The organism is Gillisia sp. CAL575 (genome assembly GCF_000403785.1).
GTDB lineage: Bacteria > Bacteroidota > Bacteroidia > Flavobacteriales > Flavobacteriaceae > Gillisia.
In genome coordinates this window covers 60911-77351 of the sequence record NZ_APHJ01000021.1, presented here as the reverse complement: position 1 = coordinate 77351, position 16441 = coordinate 60911, and the positions used below count along the sequence as shown (strand labels likewise).

15 protein-coding genes are annotated in these 16441 nt (G+C 34.3%); 5 read left to right on the top strand and 10 right to left on the bottom strand.

The genetic code is table 11. From position 1 onward, the window contains the following. The first annotated feature begins 8 nt into the window (after positions 1–8). The 4 genes from I130_RS03195 to tsaB are packed head-to-tail and all read left to right on the top strand — an operon-like array spanning position 9 to position 4467. Complete coding sequence (locus tag I130_RS03195) at positions 9–1127, top strand: efflux RND transporter periplasmic adaptor subunit (RefSeq protein ID WP_034919331.1); 1119 nt, start codon at positions 9–11, stop codon at positions 1125–1127. Positions 1128–1186: 59 nt separating this feature from the next. Beyond that, positions 1187–2518 (top strand): TolC family protein, encoded by a 1332-nt coding sequence (locus tag I130_RS03190; protein ID WP_034919328.1) that lies wholly within the window; start codon positions 1187–1189, stop codon positions 2516–2518. A gap of 3 nt (positions 2519–2521) precedes the next feature. Continuing rightward, positions 2522–3799, top strand: coding sequence for an efflux RND transporter periplasmic adaptor subunit (locus I130_RS03185; RefSeq protein ID WP_034919324.1), 1278 nt, complete (start codon positions 2522–2524; stop codon positions 3797–3799). Between the two features lie 11 nt (positions 3800–3810). Continuing rightward, positions 3811–4467 (top strand): tRNA (adenosine(37)-N6)-threonylcarbamoyltransferase complex dimerization subunit type 1 TsaB, encoded by a 657-nt coding sequence (gene tsaB, locus I130_RS03180; RefSeq protein WP_034919320.1) that lies wholly within the window; start codon positions 3811–3813, stop codon positions 4465–4467. Between the two features lie 3 nt (positions 4468–4470). Here tsaB and I130_RS03175 read toward each other — a convergent pair whose 3' ends face one another. The 4 genes from I130_RS03175 to I130_RS03160 form a co-directional block, all read right to left on the bottom strand. After that, positions 4471–5406: a mechanosensitive ion channel family protein gene (locus tag I130_RS03175; protein WP_083932855.1), complete on the bottom strand. Its 936-nt coding sequence runs from the start codon at positions 5404–5406 to the stop codon at positions 4471–4473. Between the two features lie 76 nt (positions 5407–5482). Beyond that, a complete protein-coding gene (locus I130_RS03170) occupies positions 5483–7516 on the bottom strand; it encodes a thioredoxin domain-containing protein (RefSeq protein ID WP_034919316.1) in 2034 nt (677 codons plus the stop codon). A 124-nt stretch (positions 7517–7640) separates the two neighbouring features. Further along, positions 7641–7841, bottom strand: coding sequence for a dodecin family protein (locus I130_RS03165; protein ID WP_034919313.1), 201 nt, complete (start codon positions 7839–7841; stop codon positions 7641–7643). A 112-nt stretch (positions 7842–7953) separates the two neighbouring features. Further along, on the bottom strand, positions 7954–8883 hold the full coding sequence (locus tag I130_RS03160) for a NifU family protein (RefSeq protein WP_034919310.1): 930 nt from the start codon (positions 8881–8883) through the stop codon (positions 7954–7956). 148 nt (positions 8884–9031) lie between these two features. Between I130_RS03160 and I130_RS03155 the strand changes: the two genes are divergently transcribed. Beyond that, positions 9032–10030: a type IX secretion system membrane protein PorP/SprF gene (locus I130_RS03155; protein ID WP_051119598.1), complete on the top strand. Its 999-nt coding sequence runs from the start codon at positions 9032–9034 to the stop codon at positions 10028–10030. Here the strand turns inward: I130_RS03155 and murI are convergent. The 6 genes from murI to I130_RS03125 form a co-directional block, all read right to left on the bottom strand. Continuing rightward, positions 10027–10821, bottom strand: coding sequence for a glutamate racemase (gene murI / locus I130_RS03150; protein WP_034919306.1), 795 nt, complete (start codon positions 10819–10821; stop codon positions 10027–10029). The two genes, I130_RS03155 and murI, sit on opposite strands and share 4 nt — an antisense overlap. 64 nt (positions 10822–10885) lie before the next feature. Further along, positions 10886–11395 (bottom strand): OmpH family outer membrane protein, encoded by a 510-nt coding sequence (locus tag I130_RS03145; RefSeq protein ID WP_034919302.1) that lies wholly within the window; start codon positions 11393–11395, stop codon positions 10886–10888. A gap of 44 nt (positions 11396–11439) precedes the next feature. Next, positions 11440–12264, bottom strand: a complete 825-nt coding sequence (locus I130_RS03140; RefSeq protein ID WP_034919299.1) for an OmpH family outer membrane protein — start codon at positions 12262–12264, stop codon at positions 11440–11442. A 31-nt stretch (positions 12265–12295) separates the two neighbouring features. After that, complete coding sequence (gene bamA, locus I130_RS03135) at positions 12296–14932, bottom strand: outer membrane protein assembly factor BamA (RefSeq protein ID WP_232224014.1); 2637 nt, start codon at positions 14930–14932, stop codon at positions 12296–12298. Between the two features lie 7 nt (positions 14933–14939). Then, positions 14940–15677 (bottom strand): isoprenyl transferase, encoded by a 738-nt coding sequence (locus tag I130_RS03130; protein ID WP_034919292.1) that lies wholly within the window; start codon positions 15675–15677, stop codon positions 14940–14942. Between the two features lies 1 nt (position 15678). Continuing rightward, positions 15679–16386 carry a DUF6089 family protein gene (locus tag I130_RS03125; RefSeq protein WP_034919289.1) on the bottom strand — a complete coding sequence of 236 codons (708 nt, stop codon included), beginning with the start codon at positions 16384–16386 and terminating at the stop codon, positions 15679–15681. Positions 16387–16441 lie beyond the last annotated feature (55 nt).

Below are 16441 nucleotides of genomic sequence, written 5' to 3'. Positions count from 1 at the left end.
ATTTTAAAATGAAAAAAGTAGTTACAGTAATAATTCTAATAGTTATCGCGATTTCATTCGTTGGTGCTTTGTATTATTTATTTCAAAAAAATCAGGAGGATCCGGTGGTTTATGAGACCGAAACTCCGAGCAAGCAAGATATTGTAAAGAAAACTGTAGCTACAGGAAGCATCGTTCCTAAGGAAGAGGTGCTAATTAAACCAAACATTTCTGGGATTATAGACGAGATCTATATTGAAGCTGGAGATGCTATAAAATCTGGCGACCTTATTGCGAAAATAAGAGTGATCCCAAATGTGTCCTCTTTGCAAAGTGGAAAAGATGGAGTAGCAACTGCTAAGATCAATTTAGATACTGAGAAAAAATTATATGATCGTCAAAAATCACTTTTTGATAAAGGGGTGATCTCTACAAACGATTGGGACAATGCACAAGTTGCTTACCAAAGATCACTTCAGAATTACCGGTCGGCGCAGCAGAATTATGAGATTGTAAGAACCGGAACAACAAGTGGTTTAGGAAGCTCTGCAAATACGCTTATTAGATCTACGATAGATGGAATGGTGTTAGATGTTCCAGTAAAAGAAGGAAACCAAGTGATTGAAAGCAACAATTTTAATGACGGAACAACATTAGCCACCTTAGCAGATGTTAATAATATGATCTTTGAAGGAAAAGTAGATGAAAGTGAAGTTGGTAAGATTAAAGAAAATCTTCCATTAGAAATTACCATTGGAGCAATAGAGAACAAAAAATTTGATGCGATTTTAGATTATATCGCACCTAAAGGAATCAGTGAGAATGGAGCAATTCAATTTAATATAAAAGGAACTCTTAATAAAGCAGATACCACATTTATTAGAGCGGGTTTAAGTGCAAACGCCTCTATTATTCTGGCTAAAGTAGTAGATGCTTTGGCAATCAAAGAAGCTTTGGTTCAGTTTGATCCAAAGACCCAAAAACCATTTGTAGAAGTAATGACTGGCGATCAGGAATTCACAAAGAAAGATATCGAACTTGGAGTGAGTGATGGTATTTATGTTCAGGTTTTAAAAGGAATTTCAGAGAACGACAAGATCAAGGTATGGAACCAGATCAAAGCAGTTCAGGCCATGAACAATAACTAGTTTCATTTTTAGTGTAACAACTTTCTAATTTCTTAGACCAATCCTTCACAATCTTAATTATGAAAAAATCAATTTTACTGGCTTGTCTTTTTTTGATTTCCGCAGGGCTAACTGCGCAAACTAAAAAATGGACATTGCAAGAATGCGTAGCTTATGCTTTAGAAAATAATATATCTATTAAGCAGTCGGCTCTAGATGTAGAATCTGCAGAAATAGAACGATTAGACGCCATAGGGAATTTTATTCCATCTTTAAATGCACAAGTATCTGCATCTAGTAATGGAGGTTTAAGTATCAATCCAACTAATAACAGGTTTGAAAACACAAGGTTTACTTCCCTTTCGGGAGGAGCTTCCACCTCGTTGACACTTTTTGATGGTCTTAGAAATTTAAGACAGTTTGAGAGAGCTAAGCTTTCTAAACTTGCTAGTCAATATTCATTAGAACAAATGAAGGATGATATTGCTCTTTTTGTTGCTAATTCATATTTGCAGGTTTTATTCAATAAGCAAAATTTAGAAGTATTAAAGTCACAAAGTGGCATTACTAGCGATCAATTAAAAAGAACTCAAGATCTTGTAGAGGCAGGAGTTTTACCAAAAGGAGATCTTTTAGAAATTCAGGCTACTGCTGCTAATGAGCAACAACGAATTATAGTTGCTGAAAACAATATACAAATTTCACTAATTAGCCTTGCTCAATTATTGTTGATCAAGGATTATCAAAATTTCGATATCGTAGAAACTGATTATGATGTGGTAGAAAATGAAATTTTAGTGAATTCTCCTTATGAACTTATCGAGAAAGCTAAAGAGGAGCGCTATGAAATTAAAATTGCTGAAGAGCAAAAGTTGATTGCAGAGAAAGATGTGCAAATTTCAAAAGGTGCCTATTATCCAACGCTTTCAGCTTTCTATAATTATAATACACGTTATGCAGATAATGATGCTTTCAACAGAGATTTCACACAACAACTGTATGAAAATGATGGAACTTCTTATGGGCTTCAACTTAGTATTCCAATATTAAATGGTTTTGCTACTAGAAATCAGGTGAAGCGAAATATGATAAATGTAGAAAGAGCAGAGTTTCGTTTGGAACAAGCAGAGTTAGACCTGGAGGCAAATGTGTATCAGGCTTATGTGGATGCTCAGGGTGCATTAAAGGCTTTTGAGGCTGCACAGTCTGCTTTAGATGCGCAAGACCAAGCCTATTTATATGCTACAGAACGTTTTGATGTAGGATTAACTAATGCCTTCGATTTTAGTCAATCTAAAGTGAGATTAGAAAATGCGCAAACAGAATTATTGCGAACTAAATACGATTATATATTCAAATTAAAAGTGATCGAGTTATATTTTGGAATCCCAGTAACCGATCTTAAATTTTAAATCATGAAGAAAAAAACACTTATAATTATTGGTGTAATTGCAGTTTTATTAATAGTGGTCCTTGTAGTAGGTAAAAAAGCTGGTTGGTTTGGCGCTTCAGGAAACTTTAAGGAGGTGGAGATCACAAAGATTGAACCTTTAGAAATAATTGAAACTGTTTCGGCCACTGGAAAAATTCAACCAGAGATCGAAGTAAAGCTTTCTTCTGAAGTGTCTGGAGAAATTATAGATCTTCCAATTGTAGAAGGACAGATGGTAGAAAAGGGTGATCTTTTAGCCCGAGTTAATCCAGATATTTATCAATCTAGTTTGCAACGTTCCAGAGCAGGACTTCAGAATGTACGAGCAAATTTTGCACAATCTGAAGCAAGCTTAAAAGAAGCGAAATCTAATTATGATAGAAATAAAACCTTATTTGATAAAGGAATAATTTCTAAAGCTGAATGGGATCAAATAGTAGCTGCTTACGAGCGTTCTGAAGCCTCTAAAAATGCAAGTTATTATAGTATGCAAAGTGCTGCAGCAACAGTTACTGAGGCCACAGATAACCTTGCGAGAACAACTATTTACGCACCAATGCGTGGAACGATCTCTAAGTTAGATGTAGAATTAGGGGAACGAGTGGTTGGAACTCAACAAATGGCTGGTACCGAAATTATGCGTGTTGCCAATCTTTCTAAAATGGAAGTAGAAGTAGACGTTAATGAAAATGATATTGTAAAGGTCTCTGTTGGAGATAGCACTAAAGTAGAAGTTGATGCTTATTTAAAAAGAGAATTTAAAGGGGTGGTTACAGAAATTTCTAATTCTGCGATCCAGGGCTTAACTGCAGATCAGGTTACCAATTTTAAAGTAAAAGTTAGAATATTAGAGTCTTCTTACCAAGATCTTTTAGATGGTAAGAAGGAAAATTATTCCCCGTTTAGACCAGGAATGACCGCGACTGTAGATATTATTACTCGTAGAAAAAGCAATGTAATTGGAGTGCCCATTAGTGCTATTGTTATTAAAAATGATACTACTACAGCAAAATCTTCAGCCAAGAATGAGGAACTTAAAGAAAACTTGGATCAAAAATTTGAAACTGTCTTTGTAAAAGTCGGAGATAAGGCTAAATTGCGTGTAGTTAAGACCGGGATCCAGGACGATAGAAATATCGAAATTCTTTCAGGTTTAAAATCTGGCGAAACTGTGATAACCGGGCCTTATAATACAGTTACAAAATCTTTAAAATCTGGAGATGATGTAATTTTGCTTAAAGAGGAAAAACCTACAGAATAAATAAAATAAAATTGTCTACCATACTTTGTATAGAAACCGCTTCCACTAATTGCTCTGTTGCAATTGGTGTGAACGGAAAGTTACTTGCCTTAAAAGAAGATTATGATTCTAGCTACTCTCATGCAGAAAGGCTTCATATTTTTATAAAGGAAATTCTTGCAGAGAATAATTTAGCGCTTTCAGATCTGGACGCAATTGCTGTAAGTAAAGGCCCAGGATCATATACTGGATTAAGAATTGGCGTTTCTGCCGCTAAGGGTTTATGTTTTTCATTAGACCTCCCGTTAATTTCTGTAGCAACGCTTACTTCCTTAGCCAATCAGGTTGAAAATGAGGGAACTATTATTCCTATGATGGATGCTCGTCGTATGGAGGTTTATACTGCTGTATTCGATAAGGATAAAAATCAGATTGAAGAAACTTCTGCTAAAATATTAGATGTAGACTCTTACAAGGAATATCTGGATGAACAGGTTGTCTACTTTATTGGAAGCGGGGTAGAGAAGTTTAAAAAAATCTGTGAACATCCCAATGCGCAATATATTGAAGGTAAATTACCTTCTTCCTCACAAATGGTAGATTTGGCGAATATAAAGCACAAAAAAAGCGACTTTGAAGATGTCGCTTATTTTGAACCCTATTATTTAAAGGATTTTATGGTGGGTTAACTTCTAGTTATTTTCTTTATAACCTTCCTCATTATCTTCACTATTTTCCACTTCCTTATTTTCTTTTCTATTGTCTTCTTTGTTGTCTTTATTATTCTCTTCCCTAATATTTTCAGAATGATTATAGAAATGAACATCTCTTTGTGGGAACGGAATTCCAACTCCTGCAGCTTCTAATCTCGTTTTAGCTTCTTCAATGGTGTACCAGTGACAATTCCAAAAATCTTCATTTAAAGCCCAAAAACGCAAGGATAGATTTACAGCACTATCTGCTAATTCTGTTACAACAACCTGTGGCGCAGGATCTGTGAAAATTTGTTCTTGTTCTGCCATAAGATTTATTAAGATATCCTTTGCTAGTTTAATATCGCTATCATAGGAAATACCAATAGTAATTGCATCTTTTCTCTTACCTTCTACAGTATAATTTATGATATTATCGTTGGTGAGCTGCCCATTTGGGATCACTGCTAATTGGTTTCCAAAAGTTGTTAATTTAGTATAAAACAAAGTGGTTTCTTTTACTGTTCCAGATACGCCTTGAGCTTCAATAAAGTCTCCAACCTTAAATGGTTTTAAGACAATAATAAGTACACCCCCGGCAAAATTAGATAAAGAACCTTGTAATGCAAGACCTATTGCTAAGCCTGCAGCACCAATAATCGCAACTAAAGAGGTGGTTTCTACACCTAATTTAGTGATTACCAAAATAAATAGAATTATCTTTAATGTCCAGTTTGTAAGGGTTACAGCAAAGTTCTCTAATGTTGGATCATAATCTTTCTTATCAAAATACTTACGAATATATTTCACGAATATATTTATCACCCATAATCCAAAAATTAATAAGAAAAGCGCAAAAAGAAGACTTGGTAGAAAGTCGATAAATTTATCGGTGTATTCTGTAGCGTATTTTTCCCAGTTGTCTAAGTATTTCATGTGACTTTAAATTTTTTGCAAAAAAAAGGTATTTGTTGTGGAATTAATAATTTTTGCTGTTTAAGTATTGTTAAATCTATTTTATTAACTCTAATGCTGAAGTTATTGTTTTTACAGGAAGTTGGCAAGCTCCATTGGAACATACGTAAATAAGATTTTCGTCTTTTTTAAATCGATGTTGGAATAGGGGAGAACTATTGTTCTCCACAGTTGAACCTGCAATTAGAATATTCGGAAGATACTCCTTGTTGAGTTTTGCTAATAAGTCTTTTGCATTAGGTCCCATAATTACAACTTCATAAAAACTATGACTGAAATTAAGTTTTAAAGAAAGCCAATTGGAATAACCTTGTGGATAATCTTCTAGCTGAGGTGTCACCGCAGTTAGCATTTTTTCTGAAATAGTCAGAAAATCTTCCTCCCCAAAATATTTAGAAAGTTTGAATAGATTTTGAGCCATTACAGAATTTGAAGCTGGAATCACATTATCTGAAAGTTCATAGTTTCTAGTAATAAGCGGCTGGTCTTTTTTAGATGTAAAATAAAATAGACCCGTTTTTGGATCATGGTAATTTTGAATACAATAATCTAGGAGGTCTTTTGAAAAATTAAGCCACTCAAAATCGAAGCTAACTTCATATAGCTTAATGCAAGCTTCAATTAAAAGCGCATAATCTTCCAAATAGCCATTAATAGAGCTTTCTCCATTTTTAAAAGAGCGCTGAAGATTTCCTTCGGACTTACATAGGTGCTTCTTGATAAAGGAAGCGTTTTTAAGCGCGATTGCTAAATAATCTTCATTATGGGTAATCTTATAAGCATCCACATAACCGGAGAGCATTAAAGCATTCCAGGAGGTTAATTGCTTATCGTCTAATCTTGGTTTTTCTCGAGTATTCCTTTTTGAAGAAAGAGTGGTAGTCCAATCGTCTTTCATCTTTCTAAATTCAGCCGAATTTAATTTATGTTCTTCTAAAAAAGTAGCATCTTCTTGGTTTCTTATTAAAACATACTCATTGTTTTCCCATTTTCCATAAGAATTGACATTGTAGTATTCTTTAAAAACGGAAAACTCTTCATTTAAAAGTTCTTTTAATTCATCTATTTCCCAGGTATAAAAGGCCCCCTCTTTAAGTTGTCCCTTTTTATTTATGCTGTCTGCATCTAACGAAGAGTAAAAAGAACCTTCTTTAGTCGTGAGATTGTTCTTGATGAACTCTAAGCTTTGCCCCACCACTTCTTTATACCAATCTATATTGGTTAATGCATAAGCTTTACTATACAAACTCACCATTTGAGCATTATCGTACAACATTTTCTCAAAATGAGGAATATGCCATTTTTCGTCTACAGAATATCTTGAAAAACCTCCTTCTATATGATCGTAAATTCCACCAAAGGAAATTTTGGTGAGACTCAATTTTACAAATTCTTCAACTTTTTCCTTCTTATATAGTTGAGCATATTTAAGTAAAAACTCAAAATTAGAAGGAATTACGAACTTGGGAACCTGTTTTGTTCCTCCATATCTCCAATCAAAATTCTGTTCTAATTTTTCTGAGATAAAATCTAAAGATATCTCATTTTCTGAATCAGAGGACTGTGGTATAAGCTGCATGCTAATGAGTCCTTCATTCAATTTATCTGCATATTCAAGTAGTTTGTCAGGTTCCTCTTTATAAAGTCTTGCAATTTGTAATAGGGAACTTTTCCAAGCTTCTTTCTTAAAATAGGTACCACCCCAAACTGGTCGTCCATCTGGTAAGGCCACAATATTCATAGGCCAACCGCCGCTGCCCGTCATTATTTGTACAGCGCTCATGTACACCATGTCTACATCTGGACGTTCTTCTCTGTCTACTTTAACATTATAGTAATTGGAATTCATGATCTCTGCAACATCTTCATCTTCAAAACTCTCATGTTCCATAACATGACACCAATGGCAAGCTGCATAACCCACACTAATAATGATTAGTTTATTGTCTGCTAGAGCTTTCTCCAGGATCTTAGACCCCCAAGGATGCCAGTTTACAGGATTGTGGGCATGTTGTAAAAGATAAGGGCTGCTTTCTTGGCTAAGGGAGTTGGTATGCTTTTCTGATTTCATAAAGAATAATATAATGAAATAAAAGAATTGTTTAAAACAAACAGAGCTAATAACAAGTATTTCAGTCCAAAAGGCAATTAAAATTACTTGTTATTAGCTCTACTATTTTTTTTGAAAGAAAACTTTAGCTCACTTCAAAGGAGATTTTCACGTTGACACGATATTCGGTTAGATTTTCACCTTGTACTCGTGCGCTCTGATCTTTTATATAAACAGATTTAATATTTTTTACTGTTTTTGCTGCATGCTTTACAGCATTTTTTGCTGCGTCTTCCCAACCATCGCTTGAGGTTGCCATTACTTCAATCACTTTAATTATTGGCATAATATTTCTTTTAAATAGATTATTACTAAATACCTACCTAAGTTACTAAATTATGTAGATCTTGTTTATAAAGCTTTGTTAAATGAAAATCCTTGATTAGAGAATGAAAATATTATCCGTTCACTGCTTCAACATATTCTACTTTGCCTGCTAGCATATCACGCATCATGGTTTCAATTCCATTTTTTAAAGTAGCAGTAGAAGATGGGCATCCACTACAAGCGCCTTGTAATACAACTTTTACGGTTTTGGTTTCTTCATTATAAGAATCGAACATTATATTTCCACCATCACTTGCTACTGCGGGTTTTATATATTCTTCTAAAATGTCTATCACTTGCTTGGAGACAGGATCCAGATTTTCCGTTGATACAGATGGGTTTGTTTGTTCTGAACCTTGGTCCGCTTCAGCAGGAGTTTTTAAAGTCTCTTTTAGAACGATGTCTTTCCCATCTTGAATGTACTTAGTGATAAATTCACGCAACTCCATTGCGATCTCATCCCAGTTTGCGATATCGTACTTATTGATAGAAATATAATTCTCATCTATAAAAATTTCTTTTACGAATGGAAAATTGAATAATTCTCTTGCAATAGGTGCATTTGCAGTCGCATCTATATTTTTGAATTCAGTAGGAGCGATCACTAATTTTTTGTTCGCTACAAATCTCATTACCGATGGATTTGGAGTAGTTTCAGCGTAAACAGTTACAGGTACTTTTTTTGAAGTTGAAGTTGTATTGTCCTCAGTTTTTAATATAACTCCATCATTATTTAAAAAATCCAATAATTGCTCTGAAACTTCTTCTTGTACATCTGCCCATTCAATGATATTATATTTTTCTATAGCAATAAAATTCTGAGCTATAAAAACAGTCTTTACAAAAGGTAAATGAAATAATTGCTGTGCCAATGGGGATTTTTGTGCTTCCTCAATGTTTCCAAATTCAAAACTTTCATGTCTTGTTAAAAACTGATTTGTTTCAAACTTAACGATCGCCGGATTTGATGTAGGCTCTATATTAATAGTATATTTATTCATCTTCAATATTTTGTTGCAAAATTACTAAAACAAAGTTCGGTAATCTCTATATTTACAATTGTTATTCTGGTTGAGCGTATAGTCTTAACCTATATCTCTATATTCTGAAATCATAAAGCTATAAGTGCTTTTAAAATGATTTATTTTAATGAAATTATGTCTTTACTTTAGTTTTTTCTTGTCATTCTTTGTTGCTACTTCCTCTAAAGCACAAGAGGTAATACCAACCTATTCAGATTATTTAACAGACAACCTATATTTACTACATCCCTCAATGGCGGGAGCCGCAAACTTTAATAAAATTAGACTTACTGCTAGACAACAGTGGTTTGACGTGAAAGACGCGCCAAGTTTACAAACTTTAAGTGTTAATGGGAGAGTAGGGGAGAAAATAGGGATTGGAGCAATTGCGTTCAACGATAAGAATGGAAACTACTCTAAACAAGGTGCTTATGCGACTTTGGCTTATCACCTATTGCTGTCTCGAAGTGAATTGGATCTTAATCAGTTTTCTTTCGGGATAAGCCTCGGCGTTATACAACACAGTCTGGATCAATCTGGATTCACAGACTTCGATCCACTAATTGGTGGAGGAAATCCTTCAGATATCTATGCCAATATGGATGTTGGAATTTCTTATTATTATTTAGATTTTTTCGCACATGCCACTGCCAAAAACATACTTCCAGTAAGTAGAGATTTATTCTATTCTGATGCAGTGCCTAACAATCAGCGTAAATATTTGTTTTCTACAGGTTATGTGTATACTAAGGATAATAGTGAATGGAGTTTTGAGCCATCACTCTTATTTCAGCTTAGAGAGCAAACTTCAGAAAAATCATTGGATGCCAACTTAAAGGCTTATAAAACTTTAGATTTTGGTGATATTTTTGGAGGTGTTTCTTATAGACGAAGTTTTGAAGGTGCAGAATATACTACGGACGGTTCAAAAATCGAAAATCAACAACTACAATATGTAACTCCGTTTATTGGGTTAGAATACAAAAAATTCCTTTTCGCCTATACTTATTCACATCAACTTAACTCGATCGTTCTAAGTAACAGCGGATTTCATCAAATTACCTTAGGCTATGATTTTGGTAGAGATCGAGGAAGATATGATTGTAAGTGCCCGGCTATCAATTAAAATTCCAGATAAGAAACTTCACTAAGTTCTGCAGCTTCACCATTTACAAGCTTTGCTAATACCTTTGGGTTTGCATTGCTAAAAAGCAAGTGTTTAGGTTTATCAATAGAATTATTCATGAGATCGTTCTCTAAAAGCACTTTTTTAGTTTGTCTTGCCACGGCTTCACCAGAATCTATTATGCTAACCTCTGCAGGTAAGATCTCTTTTAAAGCTGGAAGTAAATAGGGGTAGTGGCTGCAACCTAAAACAAGGTAATCCACTTTAGCAATCAACATTGGTTTTAGAAGTTTGGACAAAAGTTCTTTAGTTTCAGCAGAATCCTGTTTGCCTTGTTCAATTAGGCTTACCAATCCATTTCCAACCACCTCTATAATATTTATGTTTTTGGAGTATAACTCAGAGGTTTTAGAGAAAAGCTTGCTAGAAAGTGTTCCTTTTGTAGCAAGTATCCCAATAGATTTTGTTTGAGATTTTAAAGCTGCAGGCTTAATTGCTGGTTCTATACCAATTATTGGGAGGGAATAAGTAGTTCTTAAAATTTGGATGGCATTAGTGGTGGCAGTGTTGCAGGCAACAACAATAATTTTACAACCCATGGCTATAAGCTTTTCAGTATTTTTTTTACTTAAAGCGATAATTTCTTGAACTGTCTTTTCTCCATACGGAGCATTTATACTATCTGAGAGATAGATGCTGTTCTCATTTGGTAATAGTTGTATTACTTCCTTCCAAATGGAAGTACCACCTACGCCAGAATCAAAAAAACCAATGGGATTAGAATTACTCATTGGTACAAAAATAAAAACTGCGCTTCAAGGAAGCGCAGTTTTATGAATTATTATTTAGAAAATATTACATTCCTAATTCTTTCTTCACATCTGGCATTAAATTAAAACCATCTGCCATGATCACACCAGCTCCGTTAGAAGAGTCTAGAACGTAATCGTATCCTTTAGCTCTTGCAACTTTTTGGATTGCAACACGAGCTTTCTCATAAACAGGCTTTAAAAGGTCAAGTTCTTTTTTCTGAAGATCTTGTTGTGCTTTTTGTCCGTGTTCTTGGATTCTTCTTTGAGTTCCTTGTAATTCTTGAGCTCTTTTTCCGTTTTCTTCTTCTGTCTTAGTAGCAGCTTCAGATTCGTAACGTTGCATTGTTTTTTGTGCTTCAGTCATCATATCTCTGATCTCAGCATCGTAAGTTTTTTGTAATTTTTCTAATTGACTCATTGCTTCTTTGTAAGCTGGCATAGTTTCAACTAGTTCTTGAGATGCTACGTGAGCAACCTTGGATTGTGCATTTGTAAAAGCTGTTGCTCCGATTATTAAAGCTACTGCTATAAAAAGGGTTCTGAATTGTTTCATTTTTAATGTATTAATTGTTAAGTGTTAAAGGTTTGCGTTATTTATTAATCGTTATCTTTAGTTTTCATGTCTTCAATTTTTCGTTTCCGAACATCATCTATAGAATCTTTCTTACGTTGTCTATCTTCTAATATCTTAGCTCTTCTCTCGTCAAATTCTCTTTGCTTCACAGCTCTAATCGAATCTTTTTCTTGTTTTCTAGCTTCAATTAAAGCTTCACGTTCATCTTGAACTTCTTTTACTGCTTGTGCTTTCTCTTCAATTTCCACATCTTCCTCAACAGTACGATTCTCTTCGATCTCCATTTCAGCAATCTCACCTCTAGAACTCAATTGTTCTCTTTTAGAAGCTCTAGTAATTATCCTTAAAACCTGATCACTAATATTATGTTTTTCTGCTGAAAAAACCATACCAACATTAGATGTTCTGTCAAAAATATAGTCGTAATTTCTTTGAGTGCCTATTTCCTGGATCGCATTAAATACCTGATCTTGGATTGGCTTTATCAATTGTTTCTTCTGAAGTAAAAAATCTCCATTAGATCCAAAACGTTTTTGTTGATATTCTGAAATTTTAGATTCTTCAAAAGCGATAGTAGCTTCTCTTTCTTCAATAAGCTCCTTAGTTAATAAAGGTCTTTCTTGTTCCAGAGCAATTTGCATTGCTTCCACTTTTTTTAGATCTCTGTCCAACTCCATTTTCCATTGTTGAACTCGTTCTTCCAGTTGAGCTGAAGCTTCATTATATTCAGGAACGTTTGCCAAGATAAATTCCATATCTATATAAGCGATTCTGTTAGGTTTCTGAGCCTGAACTAATGGCTGAAATCCTGCTAAAAAAACTAGTAGAATAAAAACTTGACGTTTCATAGTAGTGCTATTAGAAATAATCGTGCCAAACCTAGAATTGCTGTCCGATTATAAAGTGAGTTTCCCAACCATTTGGTGATGATCCTCCAGGAACAGGGTCAAAACCATATCCAAAGTCAATTCCCAATAATCCAAATTGAGGCATAAAAACCCTTAACCCTGCACCGGCAGATCTGTTTAGTTGGAATGGATTAAAGTCTCTAAAATTATCATAAGATGCTCCACCTTCTATGAACATTAAACCGTAAATAGATGCGGCGGGTTTTAGAGTTATTGGGTATCTTAATTCTAAGGAATACTTGTTATAGATAGTTGCTCCATCTACATTACTAGCCTGGCTTAAACTTGTTCTATCTAAAGGCACTAGGGATTGATCTGGGTAACCTCTTAGAGCGATACTTTCTCTTCCATCTAAACTGTAAGTTCCCATTCCATTTCCACCTAGATAGAAACGCTCGAAAGGTGGAATTCCACGATCATTATTGTAAGCACCTAAGAAACCATATTCTACAGCTGTTTTCAATACTAGAGGTCCTTTAGGTCCTAAATTAAATAGGGTGGTGTACCATGCAGCATCAAATTTTATTTTGTAAAACTCTAACCATTTAAATTTTTCCTGATCTATTTTGGATTGATCACCCACAGGCAAATCTCCTTCTCTTAGCCTTAATCCATCTGAATTTAAAAGATTTCCATTATCATCTTCTAATTGAAATTCTCTTTGGTTCTCAAGATCATTATAATCTGTTCCATTCCAAAGTGAATAAGGGGGAGTAAATTTTGCTATAAAATTAAACTCTGAACCTACAGTTGGGAATATTGGATTTATTCCTTTACTATTTCTGCTTAATCCAATGGTATAAGTAAGGTTGTTAGAAAAACCATCTCCAAAAGTGAATAATCCAGTGTTATAATTATTTAAATCATATCTCTGGAAACCTACAGATTGAGATAATGTAAAGTAATCATCTGGCCACTGTAATCTCTTAGCAAGACCAACATTTACCCCCAGAATATCAAAACTTCTAGACTTATCTGCTTTCCCTCTTGTTGGGTCATAAAGGAACTGTCTAGTATAAGAAAAAGATGTAGATAAACTCTTTGGTTTTTTACCACCTAGCCATGGTTCTACAAAAGATAGACTGTAGGTTTGATAATAAATACTTGCTTGTGCTCTTAAAGATAATTTCTGACCATCTCCCATTGGAATTGGTTGATAAGCATCTTTGTCAAGTATCCCTGCTATAGAGAAGTTATTAAAAGATAGACCTAAAGTTCCAATAAAACCACCACCACCATAACCACCTTGTAGTTCTATTTGGCTTGCTCCAGCCTCTACAACAGCGTATTCCATATCTAAAGTTCCACTGTTAGGATCTACATTTAGAAAGTTTGGCTGCACGTTTTCTGCATCAAAGAATCCAAGCTGACCTATCTCTCTAATAGTTCTAACTACGTTTTCTTGACTATATTTTTGACCTGGTTTAGTGCGTAATTCACGATAGACTACATGATCTTTCGTTTTTGTATTACCAACAACGCTAATTTTATTGAAGTACGCTTCTTTTCCTTCTACAATTCTTATTTCAAAATCTATAGTGTCATTATAAACTTTAGTTTCTACGGTATTTATTTGAGCAAATAAATAACCGTTGTTTTTGTATTGATTTGCGATGTCCTGAGAATCCGGCTTGGATGGATCTGAGATTCTTTTTTCTAACAAAACCCCATTGTAAACATCCCCTTTGCTAATACCAAGAAATCTTGTTAATAGGTCATCTGAATACACCACATTTCCAACGAAATCTATATTTCCAATATAATGTTTGTTTCCTTCTTCTACCTGAAGTTGTAATGCAACGGTCTTAGGGTCTTTAATTAATAGAGTGTCAGATACTATTCTTGCATCTCTAAATCCGTTTTCTTTATACTTGTTTATGATTCCAACCTTATCTGCTTCAAAATCATCAAAATTGAACTTAGATCTTTTCCATACTCTAAAGAAATTCTTCTCTTTAGTGTTGCTCATTGCACCTTTAAGTTTGGCATCACTCAGCTCATCGTTACCAATAAATTCAATGTCTCCAACCTTAACTTTCTCACCTTGATCTACATTAACGACCATGTTAACCTTGTTGGTACCAGTAGTGTCTACAATTGGTGTAGTACTAATAACTACTTTGGTATTAAAATAGCCTTCTTTTTTATACTTGTTCTCTATGAAGTTCTTAGTTGTAGTGGTAAGATTTTCTGTAACCTTTGAACCCGGAGTTAAAGAATTCTCTTTTATTAGTTCCTCCTGAGTGGATTTCTTCTTTATTCCTTGAATTCTCACTTCTGCTAAAGCTGGAACTTCCTGAATTTCAAGTTCAAGATCTGCAACATTTCCCTCTATATTGGTAACGTAAAAATTAATATCACTAAATAGACCAAGATCCCATAATTTCTTAAGGACCTTACTAATTTTATCGCCAGGAATAAAAATTTCATCACCAGATTTTAAGCCTGTATAGGCTACTACAGTTTGTTCGTTATAACTAACTGTTCCTGTTACTTCAATCTTTCCTATTGTATATTTACTTCCTCCACCTAGCGGTAAATCTTGTGCCTGAAATGATAGGGTATACAAAAAACAAAATGCCAAAAGGCTTAAAAACTTTTTTGACATGTTTGTATTAACTAATCTGCTCACTGGTTTTTCCAAATCTTCGTTCTCTCGTTTGATAATTATAAATGGCCTCATATAAATCTTCTCTACGAAAATCCGGCCATAAAATCTTGCTAAAATATAATTCTGCGTATGCTATTTGCCATAATAAAAAGTTACTTATTCGTTGTTCGCCACTAGTACGAATCAGTAAATCTACGTCTGGTAAATTTTGGGTGTAAAGATGCTGATTTATAATTGATTCATCAATAGCATCTAAAGATAATTCCTCATTTTTTACTTTTTGACTAATATCCTTAACTGCATGAATCAATTCTTCTCTAGAACCATAGCTTAAAGCTAAAGTTAGGATCATTCTATTATTATTTTTGGTCTTCTCGATAACTTCATTAAGCTCTTTTTGTGCCTTTTTGGGTAATGTGTCAAGATTTCCTATCGCATTTAGCTTAATGTCATTTTTGATAAGAGTCTTTATTTCTTTCTTAAGCGAGGTAACCAATAGTCGCATAAGAGTATCTACCTCCAATTTTGGACGATTCCAATTTTCAGTAGAAAAAGCATATAATGTAAGATTTTCAATACCTAATTCAGCAGATCCTTCTACAACATCACGAACGGCCTTTGTGCCTTCTTCATGTCCAAGTGCGCGTAAAAATCCTTTTTGCTTTGCCCATCTACCATTTCCATCCATAATAATAGAGATGTGTTTGGGTAAACTTTCTGGGTTAATTTTTTCTTTGAACATCCTATATATTACAGTAACATGGTTTTTTTCCAAATGTAAAGGTAAAGCTTACGCCGGAAAATACATACCAGTCTTTAGTATTTGTGTTCCCAAATTCTCTAGGAGGATCTCTTCTTCCTAATAATTCTTGAGGATTACTCCCGTCAATATTATCTGTAAAGCTATATCTAACCCCAATTTCAAAGGCTCCAATTATCTTTGGAGTTATGGTCTGCTTATATCCAAAAATTACAGGAATTGCAAAACTCCAATTGTCCCCTTGAGGCTCTAAAGTTCCTGAATTTGGGAGATCCGCGCTTAAATATTGATGGTTAGAATTAAAATAAGATACCCCAGTATATAGATATGGAGTGCTTTGTGGTACGGCATCATGAAGATCAAAAGTATAAAAATTAAATTCTAATCCTAAAGAAGCCTCGGCGATATGATTTGTAAAACTATAACCCCTTTGTTGTCTTCTAACTTCATTAGATTTTGAATCATCTGCTTGAATTTCGGCATATAACAAACTAAATCTAAGACTATGCCGGTCGCTCCTGTTCCATTTCACTATCCCTCCACCTACAAGAGTAGTGGGGTTGATATAAGATGATTTTCCCACATCTCCAATATAGTTTGCGCCTCCAATAAATGGTCCTACTTCGAAGGTTTGAGCAACAGAAGACTGAAAAAATGCAAACAAAATAAGTAGTAATAACAGGTGCCTCATAGGTTTTTAAAAGTTTGCAAATATAGTAATATTGTTTACCCAGCAATAATTTGGG

Bases quoted from the DNA above. Each gene is read 5' to 3' on its own strand.
- I130_RS03195 (WP_034919331.1), top strand. From the start codon at position 9: ATGAAAAAAGTAGTTACAGTAATAATTCTAATAGTTATCGCGATTTCA.
- I130_RS03190 (WP_034919328.1), top strand. From the start codon at position 1,187: ATGAAAAAATCAATTTTACTGGCTTGTCTTTTTTTGATTTCCGCAGGG.
- I130_RS03185 (WP_034919324.1), top strand. From the start codon at position 2,522: ATGAAGAAAAAAACACTTATAATTATTGGTGTAATTGCAGTTTTATTA.
- I130_RS03175 (WP_083932855.1), bottom strand. From the start codon at position 5,406: ATGAAATACTTAGACAACTGGGAAAAATACGCTACAGAATACACCGAT.
- I130_RS03170 (WP_034919316.1), bottom strand. From the start codon at position 7,516: ATGAAATCAGAAAAGCATACCAACTCCCTTAGCCAAGAAAGCAGCCCT.
- I130_RS03165 (WP_034919313.1), bottom strand. From the start codon at position 7,841: ATGCCAATAATTAAAGTGATTGAAGTAATGGCAACCTCAAGCGATGGT.
- I130_RS03160 (WP_034919310.1), bottom strand. From the start codon at position 8,883: ATGAATAAATATACTATTAATATAGAGCCTACATCAAATCCGGCGATC.
- I130_RS03155 (WP_051119598.1), top strand. From the start codon at position 9,032: ATGAAATTATGTCTTTACTTTAGTTTTTTCTTGTCATTCTTTGTTGCT.
- murI (WP_034919306.1), bottom strand. From the start codon at position 10,821: ATGAGTAATTCTAATCCCATTGGTTTTTTTGATTCTGGCGTAGGTGGT.
- I130_RS03145 (WP_034919302.1), bottom strand. From the start codon at position 11,395: ATGAAACAATTCAGAACCCTTTTTATAGCAGTAGCTTTAATAATCGGA.
- I130_RS03140 (WP_034919299.1), bottom strand. From the start codon at position 12,264: ATGAAACGTCAAGTTTTTATTCTACTAGTTTTTTTAGCAGGATTTCAG.
- bamA (WP_232224014.1), bottom strand. From the start codon at position 14,932: ATGTCAAAAAAGTTTTTAAGCCTTTTGGCATTTTGTTTTTTGTATACC.
- I130_RS03130 (WP_034919292.1), bottom strand. From the start codon at position 15,677: ATGTTCAAAGAAAAAATTAACCCAGAAAGTTTACCCAAACACATCTCT.
- I130_RS03125 (WP_034919289.1), bottom strand. From the start codon at position 16,386: ATGAGGCACCTGTTATTACTACTTATTTTGTTTGCATTTTTTCAGTCT.